Consider the following 17,649-nt stretch of genomic DNA (forward strand, 5'->3'; position numbering starts at 1 on the left):
CAGCAAGCCCCGACGAAAAAGGGGGACGATGCCCCCTTCCCCGCACTCATCGGCGCGGCATCAGCCGCAGCGCCGTGAGCGTGATCGCCTCGCTGCCCGAGGCGATGACCTTGTCCGCCACCGGTGCCCAGAACGGGCTGTGCAGCGATGGCAAGGGCGCGCCGCCCGACTTCGCCGCCGCCAGCCTGGCGGGGTCGACCCCGCCGACCCAGAAGATGACCGACTGGATGTGGTCCTCGTCCGCGCGGCGAAACTCGCCGAAGTCCTCGCCGCCCATGACGGACGGGGTGACGACGACATTGGCCTCGCCCATCTGCGCCTTGAGATCGGCAACGGCGGTCTGCGTGAATTCCGGCGAGTTCCAGGTCGCCCGGGTATGCGGCTCCTTGACGGTGACGACCGGCATCAGCGGATCCGGCAGGCCCGAGGCGATGGCCTCGCCGCGCGCGATGCGGCGGATGCCGTCGAGCAGGCGATTGCGCGTCTCGTCGGAGTAGCTGCGCACCGTCAGTTGCAGCTTGGCATCGTCGGAAATCACGTTGTGCTTGGCACCCGCATGGAACGAGCCGACCGTAACCACCACCGGATCGAGCGGGTTGGTCTCGCGGCTGGCGAGCGTCTGCAACTTCATGACGATCGCACTGGCCAGGACGATGGGATCCTTGGTCGCCTGCGGATAGGCACCGTGGCCGCCGATGCCCTTCACGTCGATGTCGACACTGTCCACGTTGGCGAGCGCCCAGCCCACCGCAGCCCCCACCTGCCCGGCCGGAAGATCCGCCGAATCGTGAAACGCCAGCGTGTAGTCGGGCTTGGGGAAATGGCTGTAGAGCCCGTCCTTGAGCATCGCCAAGGCACCCTCCCCGGTTTCCTCGGCCGGTTGCCCGACCATGACCAGGGTGCCCGACCACTGCGACTTGCGCGCGGCCATCAGCCGCGCCGTCTCGATCCACGCGGTCATGTGGGTGTCGTGCCCGCAAGCGTGCATGATGCCGCTTTCGACACCCGCGGTCGACGTTCCGCGCTGGACCGAGGCAAACGGCAGCCCCGTCTGCTCGATCACCGGCAGCCCGTCCATGTCCGCCCGGATCAGGACGGTCGGCCCCTCTCCGTTCCTGAGCACCGCGACGACGCCCGTGCCGCCCACTTTCTCTGTAACCGTGAAACCGGCCTCGCGCGCCGCCTTGGCGAGGACGGCCGCGCTGCGCACTTCCTGATTGCTCAATTCAGGGTGCGAATGAAGGTCGCGGTAGGTCGTCATCAACCCGGGCAGATCCCGCGCGATCGCCGTCGCCACGTCCGGCGCCGTCGAGGCAGCCTGCGCTGAAGCGGGGAACAGGGCGCAGACGGACAGCGCAGCGGCGGAATGGAGCAGGGTTTTCATGCCCGCAGCCTATGGCTCCTGCTCGCTCCCTGCAAGCGCCTACCGCCATGCCATTATCGCATGCAATCAACCGGATCGGACAGGATGCTCAGCCTCCCAAGAGGCCCTGCGCCTCAAGCGGTCCGCTGATGAATTCGGGCATGTGCATTTCCCGGATCAACTCGCGCCGGTCCCGTGCGACCTTGGGAAAATCCTTAGCCGCCTGCACCAGCACCGATTCCGCCTGCTTCGGCTGCTGGTTGAGCGCCAGCGCCGAGGCCAGCAGGTAGCGCGGGATAAGCCCGTAATCGTCCGCGCCGAGCCGCGCGTAACGCACCGCCTTCTGTCCATCGCGGCGATAGAGCGCATCGATCGTCAGCCCCGACCAATACCATGCCGGGTGACCGGGATTGAGGCTTATGGCCTTCTCGGCCAAGGCCGGCGCATTGTCATGCTCGCCCAGCACGCCGAGAAGCCGGCTCGCCTCGGCAAGGATTTCGGCGTTGTTCGGGCTGATCGCCAGAGCCTTGCCGATAGCCTCGCGCGCGGCGACAAAATCACCGTTATGGAACCGCGCTATCGCCAGATACTGATAGGCCTGCGCATTGGTGGCGTTGGCGGCCACCGCCCTTTCCGCCGCATCGAGCGCCTCGCGCGATGCCCCGGCGCCGCTGCTGACCGCCTGGTGCGTATGGATCCATGACAGCAGCGCCCAGGCATTCGAATAGTTCGGCTGGCGCGCCACGGCCCGGGTCAGGCACTCCTTGACCGGCGGCAAGGTTTCCGGGCGCTTTTCTCGCATGAACTGGAACGCTTCCAGTTCGCAGAAATAGTCGTCCATCGACAGGCTGCGGTGATTTTCGAGGTCATGCCGCATGGTCTCATGGATCACCCCGTAGGGCTGGCCGAGACGGGAGGCGACACCGAGCGCTATGTCCGCCTGCATCTGCAGGATGCGACTGGGCTCGACCGTCATGAGGTCACTGCTTTCCGACCAGACGACCACACCGCCGGGAACCCGCACCAGGCTGGAGTTGACGCGGAACTTGTCGCCGGAAATCAGGATCGCGCCCTGAAGCACAAAAGTGCTGCCACGCGGCGCGGTCCGCGCCCGGCGCTCCATGGTCGGAGAAAGTCCGCGCGGATCGAGCCCGATCACCGCGAGATTGGGCAGCTGGGACAGATAGTTCACCAGATCGTACTGGAACCCGTCGCGCACATGAACGGCCTGCGCGGTTCCCCCCGTCAGCGAATAGGGCGCAACATAGACGGTCGGCCCGCGCGGCATCTCGCCGGCGCGGGATACCACCGTATCGCGCAGTTCGCCGGGCCAATAGATGATCACCAGCGCCGACACCAAGGCGAGCACCGCCAGCAGTATCCATGCCCTGCGCTTGCCCGGGGACGCTGTGGATGGAAGGAGAGCCTCAGTGGCGCCGGCCGAGGGCGATGGCTCAGGCGACGCATCCTCCACGTCACCGGCTTCGAGGGCGGCGCTACCGGTGCGTTCCGCCGCCTCGAGCGGCAATTGCGCCCCTGCGGCGACTTCCGGCTCGGCCGCAGCGGCATCGTCGCCATCGCTCGCCGGCTGCTGGAGAGCCGCTGCCAGTTCGAGCGACGGCACATAGGAACCGCGCGAGAGAACGATCCGCGCCGGGTCGCGCGCCCCCTCCCCCCCATAATACTCGACAAGGGCCTTGCGCAGGCGCGCCATCTGCACGCGCACGATCGAATCGGAGAATGCGTCAAAACCCTCGTCCCGCCCGAAGACATCGAGGGCGATCGCATACCCCTTCAGACGATCGGCGTGGCCGGCGAGGGTCTGTTCGACAAGATGGACAAGAAGTTCGGAAAGACGCGGCGACGAGCGGAAGGTTGATGACCCGATGACGCGCAATAAGGCGTCGTGAAAATCGGCGGCGCTAGGTTCCATATCGTCCCCTTCACCGACAAAATACTAGAGAGTGAAGGACTTGGCAAACACACTGATCGCCCGCGACTTGGCTTTCAGCGCAGCTTTTGAAGGGAAAGGAGCATTTCGCGCCAATTGTGTTGCCACCGCACGCGGCAATGCGCGCCGGCCCGCTCCCCCCGGAACGGACCGGCGCGACGGGGCGAAGCTGTGCTTCTGCCCGCTTTGCGACCCGAAGCGACCTCGACCGCCTATGGGGACGGCAAGGCGAACTTGCGGGAAGTGCCGGAACCCCTTGCGCGGCAGTAGGGGCAACCGCGCAATGCTATCCTGTCCAGACTCGGCACTCACTGGACGGATCGGTTTCCGGCAATCCTCGATACGGACGTCCATCGCGATCATGAGAAACACGGCCAGGGCCGGCGGAACCGCGATTGGCAGACATCGACGCATCAAGTGCGAAACCGCCAATGACCGATTCTTGCGCGGCTGGGCAGTGATTCACCGTTAAATGCGACAAGTCGTTGAAACGACTGGCCAGGCAGACGCAGAAGGAGCCCGAAATCCGGGCCGGAAACGATTTCGGCGCGAAACCGGAGTTTCGCGCCGAAGATCGATTGCATGGTGCCCCTGGCCCGACTCGAACGGGCACGCCTTGCGACAAACGATTTTGAGTCGTTCGCGTCTACCATTCCGCCACAGGGGCACGCTTGCCGCGTGCTGACCGCCCGCCCTGGAAAACCGAGGGCAAGCGGCGCCGGCGCTGCACGCTTAGCGGCGCCGGCGCTCGCACTCAAGTCACTTGAGTGCAGTTACCAGCAACTTGTGCAGACGGGAGTGGAGAACATCGTTGCCGGCAAGGATTTCGGTATCGCAGATCACCTGCGAACGGCCCTTCCAGTCCGACACGAAACCACCTGCCTCACGCACGAGGAGGCAGCCCGCGGCCGTATCCCAGGGCTTGAGGTCGGCTTCCCAGAAACCTTCGTAACGACCGGCCGCAACCCACGCGAGGTCAAGCGCAGCCGAACCGAACCGGCGGATGCCCGCAACCTGCGGCGCCAGCGCGTGGTAGATCTTGGTCCACTTGCCCGCGTCGCCATGACCGGCGAAGGGAATGCCGGTGGCGATCACGCTCTCGTCCATGTGACGACGCGAGGAAACGCGCAGGCGCTTGTCGTGCAGCCAGGCGCCGCGCGACTTTTCGGCCCAGTACGATTCGTCGGTGACCGGGTTGTAGATGAGGCCGGCGGTGACTTCGCCCCAGCCCTTGCCGTCGAGACGCGGCTCCTGCACCGCGATCGAGATCGCGAAGTGCGGAATGCCGTGCAGGAAGTTGGTCGTGCCGTCGAGCGGGTCGACGATGAAACGCGGCTTGTCGGGATCGCCCTCGATCTCGCCGGCTTCCTCGAACAGGAAGCCCCAATCGGGACGAGCGGCGCGCAGTTCGTCCCAGATCGTGCGTTCGGAAGCCTGGTCGGCCTTCGAGACGAAGTCCGCCGGTCCCTTGCGCGAGACCTGCAGGTGCTCGATTTCGCCGAAGTCGCGGCGGAGGCGGTTGCCCGCCTTGCGAGCCGCCTTTTCCATCACGCGCATGAGACCGGAGATGGCCATAATACCTTTAGTCCTTCGAGGGCCGGATGAACCGGCCGGTTATGCTTGGAGGGCAAGTCCGTGAAAAGCGGAACCGCCGTGAATATCGATGCGATTATCGGCCCTTGGCGGGCTGGGACGCACCGCCTTGGGCCGGATGATTGCAGATCGCGACCATGGCGGTCAGAACTTCGTTGGGCTTGTCGCGATGAACCTTTGCAGGGTTCTCCGCGATCACCTTGTCCATCGCCGTGCTGATGCGCGACAGCGAATTGTTGTACAGACAGCCCACCAGCACACCCTTCACGGGCTGCTCGACCTGGTCCGACTGCAGGCCGGAAATCAGCACCTTGAGGTAGAACATCGCATGTTCGACCTCAGGCGGCGGTGCGGTGTGTGCGCCCGCGGCAGGGGCCGCCGGCCTGGCGGCGGGGGCAGTCGCCTTCGCGACAGGCCTGGCAGCCGCCAGCACCGGCGAAGCGCCAAACGCCAGCGACGCGCCGGCCAGCGCGAAAAGGACCGCCCGGCGCATCAGTCGGCCTTCTTCACGTAGGTCTTCTCGTACACGTCGACGATGATGCGCGTGCCGCTTTCGATGTGCGGCGGCACCATCACGCGCACGCCGTTGTCGAGCACGGCAGGCTTGTAGCTGGACGAGGCGGTCTGGCCCTTCACCACGGCATCGGCTTCCACGATGGTGGCTTCGACCTGTTCGGGCAGCTGCACCGAGATCGGGCGCTCTTCCCACATTTCGAGCAGAACCTGCATGCCGTCCTGAAGGAAGGCCGCGGCATCGCCCAGAAGGTCGGCCGGGAGCATGATCTGTTCGTAGGTCTCGATGTCCATGAACACCAGGTCTTCGCCCTCGGCGTAGAGGAACTGGAAGTCCTTGGTGTCGAGACGGACGCGCTCGACGGTGTCGGCGCTGCGGAAGCGCACGTTGGTCTTGCGGCCGTCGATGAGGTTCTTCATCTCGACCTGCATGAAGGCGCCGCCCTTGCCCGGCTGCGTGTGCTGCGTCTTGGCGACTTTCCAGATACCCTTTTCGTATTCGAGAATATTGCCGGGACGAATGTCGACGCCGCTGATCTTCATGAGTGAGCCTTCGATGGGAAAGAGCCGCTGAGCGGCGAAGCAGCCGCCCTTAGCGGAGGACGCGGACTGTGGCAATTCCTTCGCGTCAATGCTAGCGCAGCAGTCATGAATCGCGCACCGTTCATCCGCCCCATCGCCCGCGCCCCCGCTTTTCTGGCCTGCGGCCTGGCGCTTGCCGCAGTGTCGGCAGGGCTCGCCCCGGCAATGGCGAAGCCGGCTCCGCCGCCGGTGCCGGGCGGAACCATCAGCACCCTGCCGCTCGGCCACTATACCTGCGAGAAGGACGGCGATGCCGGCGGCGCGGTCGGCAATCCGGTGCCGGCGCTCGACTTCCAGGTGGTCAACTTCTCCAGCTACAAGGGCACGGACGGGGTTCGCGGCAGCTACCTGATGACCGGCGACAGCGTGACCATGACCGGCGGCAAGCTCAAGGGTGAAAAACTCCATCGCACCGCCCCGGCCTTCCTGCGCGTGGTCGGCGCCGACGGCCAGGACAGCGAAATCCGCTGCGTGCTCACCTCGCGCAAGCGCCAGTCGGATGGCGGCTTCAACGAAAACAGCCCGGCCGACAGCGGCGGCGACTATTCGCAAGGCTGATCGCGCCTTGAGCCGCTGATCGCAGGGGCGGTTTGCCCCGCCTGTCGATCCATCCCATCCTCGCTTCAACAATGACCCGGCCTGTCCGGGCAGGAGGAGCGCGGAATGGACCTGGGCCTTGCCGGGAAACTGGCGATCGTGACCGGCGCGACGGCAAACATCGGCCGCGCCATCGCCCTTGAACTGGCCCGGGAAGGCGCAACAACCGTTCTGGTCGGGCGGGATCACGAGGCGGGCGAACGCCTGGCCGATCACTGCGTTCAGCAAGGCGCTCCTCAAGCGCGTTTTGTCGCTGCCGACCTTGCCGACGTCACCGCGCCCGGGCGCATCCTTGCCGCCGCCGAGGCGCTTGGCCCCGTCGATGTGCTGGTCAACAACGTCGGCGGCAACGTCGCGCAAGGCTTTTTCGCCGATTCCGATCCGGCAACCTGGATGGCCGACATCGACCTCAATTTCGGCACCGTGCTGCGCATGACCCACGCCGTGCTGCCGGGCATGATCGCCCGCAAGGGCGGCGCCGTGGTCAATGTCGGCTCGACCGCGGCCCTGGTGGGAGACTATCAGCTTCCCGTCTATTCCGCCGCCAAAGGCGCCGTGCACAGCTTCACCGCGGTTCTGGCGAAGGAACTCGGCCAGCACGGCATCCGCGTCAACGCGGTCGCCCCTTATGCAACGATCGCGCAAGATCCCGCCGCCTTCAGCACCGGCAGTCGCTTTCACCCGGATTCCGGCCTGTTCAGTCACGGCGCCGCCAGCGTGGCGGAAGCAGACCGCGCCATCCGCCAGCGCCGCACGTACGTCGGCCGCCCTTTCGCGAACCCCGACGAGATGGCGGGCATGGTTGCCTTCCTCGCCGGCGACCGGGCCAGCTTCATCACCGGGCAGATCTACCCGATCGACGGCGGCGCATTGCTATGAGGGAGGGACCATGAACACCGCCGACCCGGCGCTGGCCGCGCTGCTCGACAAGGAAGCCATCCGCGAGCTTGTCCTGCTCTATGCCCGCGTGATCGACCGCCAGGACATCGCCCTGCTGCGCGACCTCTACACCGACGATGCGACCGATACCCACGGCGACAGTTTCGATGGCCCGGCCGAGGACTACTGCCAGTTCATCGCCGCCTCGTTCCCCTACATGCCCTATTCCGGGCACCACCTGTGCAATCACCTGATCGCGCTGGACGGCGACGCGGCAAGCGGCGAAGTTTACGCCCTGGCCTGGCACCTGATCCCCAGCCCCGAGGGAGGACGGGCGGGAGGGCAGGAGGAAGACTTCATGGCCGTGCGCTACATCGACAACTATCGGCGCTGCGCCGACGGCAAGTGGCGCTTCTCGAAACGAGTGGTCACTTACGACTTCAAACTGCGCCGCCCGTTCGGCGGCGGCGGCCTGCTCGGGCAGGGTGCGCTGGACCCGAGCTATACGCTCTGCCCGCAAGCCCTGTTCGCACGAGGCGCGAGGGCCTGACGGCCCTCGCTCTCCCGCTCGTCACATCGCCAATCGTGACGTTACATCGAGGGCGCGTAGCCCCCGTTGAGCGGATAAGTCTGGCCGGTGATCCATTCGGCCGCATCCGAGCACAGGAACGTCACCAGCGCCGCCACGTCGGTCGACTTGCCGCAGCGGCGGATGGAATAGCGGCCCATCAAGCCCTTCATGTGATCGCCCTGCATGATCTCGGCCCGCTGTTCGTCCGGCATGTCGGGAAGCAGCGCCGAGAGCGACACGCAATTGGCCGTCACGTTGTAACGCCCCAGTTCCTTGGCGATCGAGCGCATGAACCCCTGCGCCCCCGCCTTGGACGAGGCATAGACCGCCATCCTGGCCTCGCCCACCCGGCCCGAATCCGACACGATGGTGACGATCCGCCCGCGCTTTGCCGCGACCATGTCGGGAATGAACGCAAAGCAGCAGTTGTAGACGCCGTAGAGGTTGGTGCCGAGGTAGCGCTGCCAGTTCGCCGGATCTTCCTCCCAGAAATTTTGCGCCGGCCGGATCGAAGCGCCGGGCCCTGCCATGCCCGCGTTGTTCACCAGCACCGTGGCGGGCCCGAGTTCGGCCGTGATCGCGGCTCTGGCCGCCTGCGCCGCGGCAAGGTCGGTCACGTCGAACGGCACCGCCAGGGCAGGCACGCCCATGGCGCGAATTTCGCCGGCCACCGCCTCGGCCCGCTCCGGTACGAAATCGTTGACGGCAATGCCGCCCGCATTGTGGCGGGCCAGTTCCAGCGCCGTGGCCCGCCCCGCGTTCTGGCCCGCACCGGTGACCAGAGCCACCTGCCCGCCCAGATCGATCAGATCGCTTCCTTGCATCCTTGCCCTCTTGCCCTCTTGTCCGTGACGGCAAGTCTTGCATGCCCCGTCCTGCCCGGCGACAGGACCGCACCCGATATCGCGCGCGCGCTGCGGCTATCGCGGCGATGCCGCATGAAAACGGACTACCCCCAGAGCGCCTCCGCCGCGGCCAGCCCCTGCCCGCCGCGTCCGCCCAGTTCCGCCGTCAGCAGTTTGAGCCGATAGGTCCACAAGTGCAGGGGATGCTCCAGCGTCATGCCCATGCCGCCAAGGAACTGGTGGTAGTCGTAGCAGACCCGCCTCGCCGCCTCCTGCGCATGGAGCAGCGCCAGCGCGGCGTCCGCCTGTGTCCCGCTCGCCGCCGCCCGCATGGCGAGCCAGTAGGCGGTGTTGGTCACCACCTGGGCCTCGGCCAGCCGGTGGCGCATTGCCTGGAACGTCGCGAGCGGACGCCCGAACTGCCTGCGCTCGGATACATAAGTCACCACGCTCGCCAGCGCCGCGCCGAGCAGGCCCGCCGCTTCCGCCGCCATCGCCACGCGCCAGGCCCGGGTGACTTCGGCCGGATCGACATCGTGCATCGTCACCGCGCCGGGCACGCCGGTGAGGAACGCGACCGGATAGGCATAGAGCGTATCCTCCTGCGCCGGGGCAATCAGATCCTCGCTCGCGGTAAAGCTGCGGACGCCGCCCGGACCGACAACAACCACCGTCGCGCCGGGCCGCAGGAAACGCAGCGGCGCCGCAAGACGGCCTTCCTCGACCAGGCAGAGCGGGCGCGGCAAATCCGGATCGATCAGCGGGCGCACCAGCGCCGAGGCCGCCGCTTCCACCGTAAACGGCAGCCGTGCGAGCTTCTCCACCACCAATGCAGCAGTGACGGGGCCCAGTTCCTCGACCGCCATGACATCGAGGAAGCCGTTCTCCACCAGCGCCGCGTCGAGTTCCCCGCTTTCCAGCGCCAGTCCGGCATCGTGGAGCGGAGCGGAAACGAACGGCCGCGCCAGCGCTTCGACAAAATCGAGGACCTGGGTCTGGTCGTCATTGAGGGCAAGCTGCATCAGCGCGGCTCCCGGGGCAGTTCCAGCACGTCGCTGGCGATGATGTTGAGCTGGATCTCGGCCGAACCGGCGGCGACCCCGGCGACGATGCCGCGCTGGTGGTGCATCTTGAGATAGGGCGAGGCCCCCGCGAGCGCTTCGGGCAGGAACTCCACCACGAATTCGCAGACGGCCCGCTCGGCCATCACGGTGGCGTAGCGGGCGGAACTGGACTCCGCACCGATCGCCAGCCCGTCGACCCGTTTCTGCACGACGGCATAGTTGGCCGTCCCCGCCCCCTCGCACAGCGCCGCGCAGCGCGCGGCCTCGATGCGCACATGCTCGCGAACGAAGTCGCCGCGCGCCTTCAGCATCGCCACCGCCCGGTCGAGCGCGGCCCGGGCCAGCGTGAAACGCGGGATACCCAGCCGCTCGTTGCGCAGCGAATAGGCGACGATCTCCCAGGCCTGCCCCTCCTCACCAAAACGCGCGGTTTCGGGCACGGTCACATCGTCGAAGAAGACCTCGTGAATGTCGCCCTCACCGATCAGCGAGGGGATCTGGCGCACGGTGATGCCCGGCGTGTCCATCGGCACGAGGACGATGGTGATGCCCTTCTTGCGATCGTCGCTGGTGCGGGTCAGCAGGAAGCAGGTGTCGGCAAGGCCTGCATAGGAGGTCCAGATTTTCTGGCCATTGATGACGTAGTGACCGTCCTTCAGCACGGCACGGGTGCGCAGGCTGGCAAGGTCCGATCCGGCATCGGGCTCCGAAAAGCCCTGACACCACAGCGATTCCCCGCGCGTGATCGGTTCCAGATAGCGCGCCTTCTGTTCAGGCGTGCCGTACTTCTCCAGCGTCGGGCCGATCCAGTTGACGTTCATATACTGGCCGCCGCGCGGCTCGCCGGCGATCCACATCTCTTCGGAGAGGATCTGCTGCTCCCACGGCCCCAGCCCCTCCCCGCCCATGTCCTTCGGCCAGTGGGGGAACAGCAGGCCGGCTTCGGCAAGCTTGACGCAGAAGCCGCGGGCAAATGCCGTCAGCGCGGGCGAGGCGGGGCCGTGTTCGGAGAACGTTTCCCAGTCATCCGGCAGGTTGGCGTGCAGGAAGTCCCGGATCTTGTGGCGGAACGCGTCCTGGTCCTCGGTCCATTCGAACTGCATGGCATCCTTCGTCTCTGCTTTCCTCCGGCGTTACCCAGCGGGCCACGCCCTCACAAGCAAAGGGCCAACGCCCCGGCGAAAACCGCCGAGGGCTTTGCCGGACAGCCTTACTGCCGCACCGCTGCGATCGCCGCCGGCGAGACGTAGCGCGTGGTCGAGATACCGCCGTCCACCGCGATGGTCTGTCCGTTGACGAACCCCGCCTCGTCCGAAGCGAGAAAGGCCACCATGTTGCCGATGTCCGCCGCAGTGCAATCGCGCTGGAGCGGCGTCAGTTCGTGGTTGGTGCGGCGGAAGAAATCCAGTTCCCAGAACGCCGTGGTCATCTCGGTGCGCACCACGGTCGGCGCAATGTAGTTGGAGCGGATGCCGCGCGGGCCATATTCGGCGGCCATCGTCTGCATCAGGCCGATCTGCCCGGCCTTCACGGTGGAATAGGCCCCGCCGCCCGGCGTGCCGTAAAGCCCCCAGGTCGAGCCGATGAACAGGATCGAACTCCCCTCCCCCATCACCCGCAAAGCCTCACGGCAGAGCCGGAACGGTGCGCGCAGGGATATGCCCAGCACTTCGTCCAGCATGGCGTCGGTGGTCTGGTCCACCGGGCCGAAGTTGAACGATCCGGCATTGTTCACCAGCACGTCCAGCCGCCCGAACGTCTCCACCGCAACGTCGACGATGGCGCGCGGGGCTTCATCGGCCGTGGCGTCAATGGCGATAAAGTCGAACTCCACCGCACCCGCCAGCGCGTCCTTGAGCGCCTGAAGCTTCTTCGCATTGCGCCCGGTGCCGAGGACCTTGACGCCCTTCGCCCCCAGCGCACGCACGATGGCCTCGCCTATACCGCCTGCCGCTCCGGTGACGACTGCTACCTTGCCTTGCATCTGTCCTGCTCCGCTTATGCCGCCACCGCTTAAAGAAGAAGCGGGATCCCCGCCTTCGCGGGGCTGACGGGAGTACCTTGTCGGCACATCTGATTTTCAGCTCGCTTGTCGAAGTTTCGCCAAATCCAAACTACTTCGTCATCCCGGCGAAGGCGGGGATCCCGCTTTGTTCAAGCCCCGAACCCACCCGCGCGTTTCCGGCTCGTTCGGCAATGTCATTGGCGGCGACAAACCCGAAGGTCATGGCCGGTCCGATCGTCGCCCCCGCGCCCGGGTAGGTGTCGCCAAACGGGGTCCCCGAATTGTTGCCCGCGGCATAGAGCCCGGCAATCGGCCTGCCCTCCCCATCGAGCACCCGCGCCCGTGCGTCGCAGCGCAGGCCGCCCTTGGTGCCGAGATCGCCGTTGTTGATCGGCACCGCATAGAACGGCGCCTTGTCGATCGGACCGATGTTCGGATTGGGCCTGGAAGAGGGATCGCCAAACATTTGATCATAGGGGTTCATGCCCCGTCCGAACTCGGGATCGACGCCGGTCTTCGCATAGGCGTTCATGTTGGCGATGGTCTGACGCACGGCGTCTGCCGGCAGGTGTGTCTTGGCGCAGAGTTCTTCGATGGTACTGGCCCGGAACACGTAGTGATCCCACCAGTCGTGCGGCACTTTATGTTCGGGCGTATGGACCGTGGGCATCAGGCCGCCGGCGCTGAATTTCCGGCGGAATTTGGCATCGAAGATCAGCCAGCAGGGACAGTTCGCGCCGGTTTCCAGCTGATCGCGCACCATGGCCTGCCCGAACTGGTCGTACCCGCAGGCCTCGTCCACAAAGCGCACACCCTTGCGGTTGACCACCACGCTCCACGGACGCCCCACGTCGAACGCGGCCTGATGGATCTCATGGAAGTTCGACGCCCCCTTCATCGGTAGCGTCATCGTCGGGATCCACCAGCCCTGCTCGGTGTGTTCGGTCGAGGCTCCGACCGCTTCCGCCGCGACCAGCGCCTCGCCCCGGTTGCCGTCCTCGGGCGTGGAGGAATGCCGTGTCAGCCCGGGCACCGGATAGAAGCGGTCCCGCAGCGCCTGGTTCCACTCGAACCCGCCCGCCGCCAGCACCACCCCGTGCCGCGCCGCCACGCTGTATCTGCGCCCGAAGCGGGACACCTCGACCCCGGTGACACGGCCTCCCTCGTCCACCGCCAGCCCTTCCAGCGCCGTCTCCAGCCGAAGCTCGACCCCGCGCGCAAACACCTGCTCATACGTCGCCCCCATCAGCGCGGCGCCCTGGGTGAAGCGCTTGTCGCGGTGCGAGACCTTGCGTGCCGGGCGGTCCAGCCAGTAGCGCCCGATCATCCGGCCCGCGACCATCCGCCAGCCCTTCGACTGCATCATCAGGGCAAAGGTCTCGGTAAGGTCCATCGCGTAGCGGCCGAACAGCTTGAAGCGGTTGTACTGCTCGCGCATCAGGGCATAGCGCCCATCACCAAGCCGCCGCCCGTCGAACGTCGGCACGATCACGGAGCGATCCGCCCGCGCGCCCACCCGGTCGGGAAAGTAGTCCGGCCAGGCCGCCGCCGCGACCTGCACGCCGGTGGATTTCAGAAAGCGCAGCATCTTCGGCGCTTCATCGACGAAGGCTTCCAGCCGCTCCCGGTTCACCGCCACGCCGATAGTGGCATCGAGATAGGCAAGGGCCGCCTCGCGGCTGTCGCCCTGGTCCCCGTCCAGGCGGTGGTCGGGGATCCACATGACCCCGCCCGAAGTGGCCGAAGTGCCGCCGAACTTGTGCGCCTTCTCGACGATCAGCACTTTCAGGCCAAGATCGGCACTGCGCAGCGCCGCCATTGCCCCCGCCGAGCCCGATCCCACCACCACGACATCGAAGCTCTCGCCATTTTCGCAATTTCCGAGCGCGGACACCTGAACTCTCCCGAAATATGTTTTCGGATCACGTTATCGCGTCGGCGGCTTGCCCACGAAATGACCGCCACGGTACAGCGGCTTGCTTGGTCCTGCTTGTGCCCGCCTCGCGCTTGCGCGGAGGCTGCGACACCGGACAGTCCCAGAGCCAAGATTCGCGAGAAGCCGGGAAGATGATGACCGAGAAAACCTTCGTTGCCGCCGCCAGACTGGAAGATGTGCCGCCGGGCGCCAAGCTTGTCGTGGAGGTGAACGGGATCGGCATGATCCTGTGCAACACCAGGGACCGCATCTTCGCGGTGCGCAACTTGTGCAGCCACGCCTTCGAGACGCTGGAATGCGGCCGCATGCGCAGCGGCTGGATTTCCTGCCCCGTGCACGGCGCCCGCTTCGACCTGGAAACCGGCGCGCCGCTCAACCCGCCGGCAACGATGCCGATCGAGACCTATGCGGTGCGGGTTGAAGACGGCATGATCGAAGTGGAAGTGTAAAAGCCCTGCCGCGGTCGTGCCCCGATATCGCCGCAGCGACCTGCCGCCATCTGGACGCCCCGGCACCCCATCGGCACAGACAAGGGCATGACCCACGATCTAGAAGCCCTGCGGCGCGATGTCCGCAGCTTCCTCAAGGCGCAGGCACCTGCCGACTGGCGCGCTTCCAGCCGCACCCAGGACGACTTTGTCCGCACCCAGCGAGACTGGTTCGGCAAGCTCGTGCACGCCGGCTATGCCATCCCGCACTGGCCTGCGGAGTATCCCGGCGGCGGCCGCAGCCTGGCCGAGCAGAAGGTGATCTACGAGGAACTGGCGCGCGCCGATTGCCCGCGCCTGCTGCTCTCGTTCGTCTCCACCTACCACGCCTTCGCCACGCTCCACGAATGCGGCAATGCCGCGCAGAAGGCCCGCTATCTCCCCAGGATCCTCGAGGGTGAGACCTGGTGCCAGGGCTTTTCCGAGCCCGGTGCCGGATCGGACCTTGCCGCCATCAAGACGCGGGCGGAACGGAAAGGCGATGTCTACGTCATCAATGGCCAGAAAGTCTGGTCGACGATGGCCCAGTTCGCGGACAAGTGCCTGCTGCTGGCGCGCACCGCGTCGGACGGTCCCAAGCAGGCGGGCATCACCTACCTGCTGATGGACATGAAGGCTCCCGGCGTCACCGTGCGCCCGATCCACCAGATCCAGGGGGACGAGGAATTCGCCGAAATCTTCCTCGACAACGTGGAAATCCCGGTCTGCGAGCGGGTGGGCGAAGAAGGCATGGGCTGGGCCGTGGCACAGGCGACGCTGGCCTCCGAACGCGGGCTGACGCTGATGGAACTGTCCTACCGCATGCGCGGTGCGCTCGGCCGCGTCGCCGGACTGATCCGCAAGCACGGGCATGAAGACGACCGCGGGGTCTTGCGCGATTTCGGCGTGCTGGTCACCCAAGTCGACGCCGTCTGCGCGCTTGCCGACCAGTTCCTCGACAACCGCATCAACGGGATCGAGCGCATCGGTGACGCCTCCATCGTCAAGAATGCCTACAGCCGCGCGCTGAGGGCCTATTCGGCGCTCGGCCTGCGGCTGGGCGGCATGGACGAACAATACGTCGCGCCGATCACGTTCGGCGATCTCAATACCGGCAACTGGATGGCCGATTTCATGAACTCCTACGCCTGGACCATCGCCGGCGGCAGCGAGGAAGTGCAGCGCAATATCATCGCCGAGCGCATGCTGGAGATGCCGCGCGAGCCGAAGGGGTGGGTGCTGTGATCGAACTGAACGAACTCACCGACGCCGCGCAGAAGGCATTTCCGGCGGGCTCGCTCTCGCCCGCGCGCGACGAAAGCTGGCGGCTTGCCGCCGAGATGGGCTGGCTGATGGTACGCCTTCCCGAAGCGGACGGCGGCCTTGGCTTCTCCCGGGAAGCCTCGACCGCGCTGCACCTCGAAATGGGCCGCATCCTTTCCGCCATGCCCCTGATCCCGGCCCAGCTGGGCCTTCAGGCCATGGCCGCGAGCCACGACTTTGCCGAACGCGCGGAGTGGCTGGAAAGACTGGCCGCAGGGGAATACGCGCCGCTGCCGATGCTCGGCGCCGCACTGACGCCAAGCCCGGACGGCACCGTTTCCGGGACGATTTCCGGCGTGTTCGAGGCGGACATGGCCGCCGCCATCATTGCCGAGCTGCCAAACGGCTATGCGCTGGTGCCGCTGGATGCGCCCGGCGTCTCGATCCTCGAGCGCGCGATCTGGGACCCCGGCCGCCGCCTGTTCGACGTGTTACTGGACGGATACACGCCCACGCTGATGCTTACCGACGCGGCCGGCGCCAAGGCCCTGCACGACCAGCTGTCGGGCGAGGCGCAACTGGCGCTTGCGGCAGACTGTATCGGCGCGGCGGGTGCCGCGCTCGACATGACAATCGAGTACATGAAGGTCCGCCGCCAGTTCGACCGTCCGATCGCGCTGTTCCAGGCCCTCAAGCACCGCGCCGCCGACATGAAGACAAAGATCACCGTCGCCGAAGCCCTGCTGTGGAAGCGCGTGCGGGATGAAAGCGCCAGCCTCACCGATCTCGCCGCCGCCAAAGTGCTGGCCGCCGAGGCCTTCCGCTTCGTGACCGAGGAAATGGTGCAACTCCATGGCGGCATCGGCCTCACCGACGAGCATCCCTGCCATCTCTTCCTCAAGCGTGCCCTGCTGAACCTCCAGCTTTGCGGCAATGCCGACCTGTGGAACGAGCGCGTCGGCCGCGAGGCTCTGTCGGCAACGGGCTAGGCGTTTAAGGCACTTGCGAAAACGGACCGGGCCGGTGACAGTCGCAGGCTGAATTTCAGTCTCTACCGAGGAACCCGGCCCGCCGATGGACCAGCCCGACAGCGTCGCCGCGCACTTCAAGGCCAATATCGTCCTCTACGGCGCGCTGGCGGCCAACCTCGGCATTGCCGTGGCCAAGTTCGTGGCCGCCGCGATCAGCGGTTCCTCCTCGATGCTGACCGAGGGCGTCCACTCGCTGGTGGACAGCGGCAACCAGATCCTCCTGCTCTACGGCCAGAAGCGCGCGGGTCGCAAGCCGGACCCGACCCACCCCTTCGGTTATGGCCGCGAACTCTATTTCTGGGCCTTCGTGGTCGCCATCCTGATCTTTGCGGTGGGCGCGGGCGTGTCGATCTACGAGGGCATCGTCCATATCGCCGACCCGCACCCGATCGCCGACCCGACACTCAACTACATCGTGCTCGCCATCGCGTTCGTCATGGAAGGCGCATCCTGGTCGCTCGCCGTGCGCGAGTTCAACACCGGGCGCGGCGAGCAGACCTGGTGGCAGGCGATCCACCGCAGCAAGGACCCGCCCGGCTTCATCGTCCTGTTCGAGGACAGCGCCGCGCTGATCGGCCTCGTCATCGCCGCCCTCGGCGTCTGGGCCTCGATCCACTTCGCCGACCCGCGCATCGACGGCGTCGCCTCGGTGCTGATCGGCGGCGTGCTGGCCGGCGTCGCGATATTGCTCGCCCGCGAATCCAAGGAATTGCTGATCGGCGAGGCGGCCGATCCGGTACTGATCGCCAAGATCCGCGACGTTCTCGACGGCCACCCGCGCATCGACGCGGTCAACCACATCCGCACCATCCACACGAGCCCGCAAGCGATCTTTGTCGCCATCAGCGCCGACTTCGCCGACGACCTCAGGATGGGCGATGCCGAAACGCTGATCGAGGAACTGGAGCGCCGGATGAAGGCGCTCTCGCCGTGGATCACCTCGATCTACATCCGCCCGGAAAAACGCAGCGATGCGATGGTGTGGTAAG

Annotated in this window: 17 protein-coding genes and 1 tRNA gene; 7 read left to right on the plus strand and 11 right to left on the minus strand. The window is 66.3% G+C overall.

Translation table 11 applies throughout. The features are described 5' to 3' along the window. Window positions 1-46 precede the first annotated feature (46 nt). The 6 genes from DM450_RS08935 to efp form a co-directional block, all read right to left on the minus strand. On the minus strand, window positions 47-1,384 hold the full coding sequence (locus DM450_RS08935; protein ID WP_142634152.1) for an amidohydrolase: 1,338 nt from the start codon (window positions 1,382-1,384) through the stop codon (window positions 47-49). Between the two features lie 88 nt (window positions 1,385-1,472). Next, complete coding sequence (locus DM450_RS08940; RefSeq protein ID WP_142634154.1) at window positions 1,473-3,296, minus strand: hypothetical protein; 1,824 nt, start codon at window positions 3,294-3,296, stop codon at window positions 1,473-1,475. Window positions 3,297-3,897: 601 nt separating this feature from the next. Continuing rightward, a tRNA-Leu gene (locus DM450_RS08945) sits at window positions 3,898-3,981 on the minus strand. Between the two features lie 92 nt (window positions 3,982-4,073). Next, a complete protein-coding gene (locus tag DM450_RS08950; RefSeq protein ID WP_142634155.1) occupies window positions 4,074-4,892 on the minus strand; it encodes an inositol monophosphatase family protein in 819 nt (272 codons plus the stop codon). 91 nt (window positions 4,893-4,983) lie between these two features. Continuing rightward, window positions 4,984-5,400 (minus strand): hypothetical protein, encoded by a 417-nt coding sequence (locus tag DM450_RS08955; protein WP_142634157.1) that lies wholly within the window; start codon window positions 5,398-5,400, stop codon window positions 4,984-4,986. Further along, window positions 5,400-5,963 carry an elongation factor P gene (efp, locus tag DM450_RS08960; protein ID WP_142634159.1) on the minus strand — a complete coding sequence of 188 codons (564 nt, stop codon included), beginning with the start codon at window positions 5,961-5,963 and terminating at the stop codon, window positions 5,400-5,402. The genes DM450_RS08955 and efp overlap by 1 nt, the downstream gene beginning before the upstream one ends. Before the next feature lie 105 nt (window positions 5,964-6,068). Between efp and DM450_RS08965 the strand changes: the two genes are divergently transcribed. The 3 genes from DM450_RS08965 (at window position 6,069) to DM450_RS08975 (ending at window position 8,028) form a co-directional block, all read left to right on the plus strand. Then, a complete protein-coding gene (locus DM450_RS08965; protein WP_185928743.1) occupies window positions 6,069-6,560 on the plus strand; it encodes a hypothetical protein in 492 nt (163 codons plus the stop codon). A gap of 105 nt (window positions 6,561-6,665) precedes the next feature. Continuing rightward, window positions 6,666-7,478: an SDR family NAD(P)-dependent oxidoreductase gene (locus DM450_RS08970; protein WP_142634161.1), complete on the plus strand. Its 813-nt coding sequence runs from the start codon at window positions 6,666-6,668 to the stop codon at window positions 7,476-7,478. 10 nt (window positions 7,479-7,488) lie between these two features. Next, window positions 7,489-8,028 carry a nuclear transport factor 2 family protein gene (locus tag DM450_RS08975; RefSeq protein WP_142634163.1) on the plus strand — a complete coding sequence of 180 codons (540 nt, stop codon included), beginning with the start codon at window positions 7,489-7,491 and terminating at the stop codon, window positions 8,026-8,028. A 41-nt stretch (window positions 8,029-8,069) separates the two neighbouring features. Here DM450_RS08975 and DM450_RS08980 read toward each other — a convergent pair whose 3' ends face one another. The 5 genes from DM450_RS08980 to DM450_RS09000 form a co-directional block, all read right to left on the minus strand. Further along, entirely contained in the window at window positions 8,070-8,873 is an 804-nt protein-coding gene (locus tag DM450_RS08980; RefSeq protein WP_142634165.1) for an SDR family NAD(P)-dependent oxidoreductase, read from the minus strand. 125 nt (window positions 8,874-8,998) lie between these two features. Further along, window positions 8,999-9,916: an acyl-CoA dehydrogenase family protein gene (locus DM450_RS08985; RefSeq protein WP_142634167.1), complete on the minus strand. Its 918-nt coding sequence runs from the start codon at window positions 9,914-9,916 to the stop codon at window positions 8,999-9,001. After that, window positions 9,916-11,061 carry an acyl-CoA dehydrogenase family protein gene (locus DM450_RS08990; protein WP_142634169.1) on the minus strand — a complete coding sequence of 382 codons (1,146 nt, stop codon included), beginning with the start codon at window positions 11,059-11,061 and terminating at the stop codon, window positions 9,916-9,918. The genes DM450_RS08985 and DM450_RS08990 overlap by 1 nt, the downstream gene beginning before the upstream one ends. Window positions 11,062-11,168: 107 nt before the next feature. After that, window positions 11,169-11,942, minus strand: a complete 774-nt coding sequence (locus DM450_RS08995; protein WP_142634171.1) for an SDR family NAD(P)-dependent oxidoreductase — start codon at window positions 11,940-11,942, stop codon at window positions 11,169-11,171. A gap of 130 nt (window positions 11,943-12,072) precedes the next feature. Further along, window positions 12,073-13,857, minus strand: a complete 1,785-nt coding sequence (locus tag DM450_RS09000; protein WP_260610350.1) for an FAD-dependent oxidoreductase — start codon at window positions 13,855-13,857, stop codon at window positions 12,073-12,075. A gap of 176 nt (window positions 13,858-14,033) precedes the next feature. On the opposite strand from DM450_RS09000, the gene DM450_RS09005 reads away from it, so the two are divergent. From DM450_RS09005 to DM450_RS09020, 4 genes are all read left to right on the plus strand, one after another. After that, a complete protein-coding gene (locus tag DM450_RS09005; protein ID WP_142637676.1) occupies window positions 14,034-14,348 on the plus strand; it encodes a non-heme iron oxygenase ferredoxin subunit in 315 nt (104 codons plus the stop codon). Window positions 14,349-14,435: 87 nt separating this feature from the next. Next, window positions 14,436-15,611: an acyl-CoA dehydrogenase family protein gene (locus DM450_RS09010; protein ID WP_142634173.1), complete on the plus strand. Its 1,176-nt coding sequence runs from the start codon at window positions 14,436-14,438 to the stop codon at window positions 15,609-15,611. Beyond that, window positions 15,608-16,618, plus strand: a complete 1,011-nt coding sequence (locus DM450_RS09015) for an acyl-CoA dehydrogenase family protein (protein ID WP_142634175.1) — start codon at window positions 15,608-15,610, stop codon at window positions 16,616-16,618. Before DM450_RS09010 ends, DM450_RS09015 begins: the two co-directional genes overlap by 4 nt. An 85-nt stretch (window positions 16,619-16,703) precedes the next feature. Further along, window positions 16,704-17,648 (plus strand): cation diffusion facilitator family transporter, encoded by a 945-nt coding sequence (locus DM450_RS09020; RefSeq protein ID WP_142634177.1) that lies wholly within the window; start codon window positions 16,704-16,706, stop codon window positions 17,646-17,648. The last annotated feature ends 1 nt before the right edge of the window (window position 17,649 follow it).

Origin of the sequence: Sphingomonas sp. IC081 (assembly GCF_006874585.1) — a bacterium.
Classification (GTDB): domain Bacteria; phylum Pseudomonadota; class Alphaproteobacteria; order Sphingomonadales; family Sphingomonadaceae; genus Novosphingobium.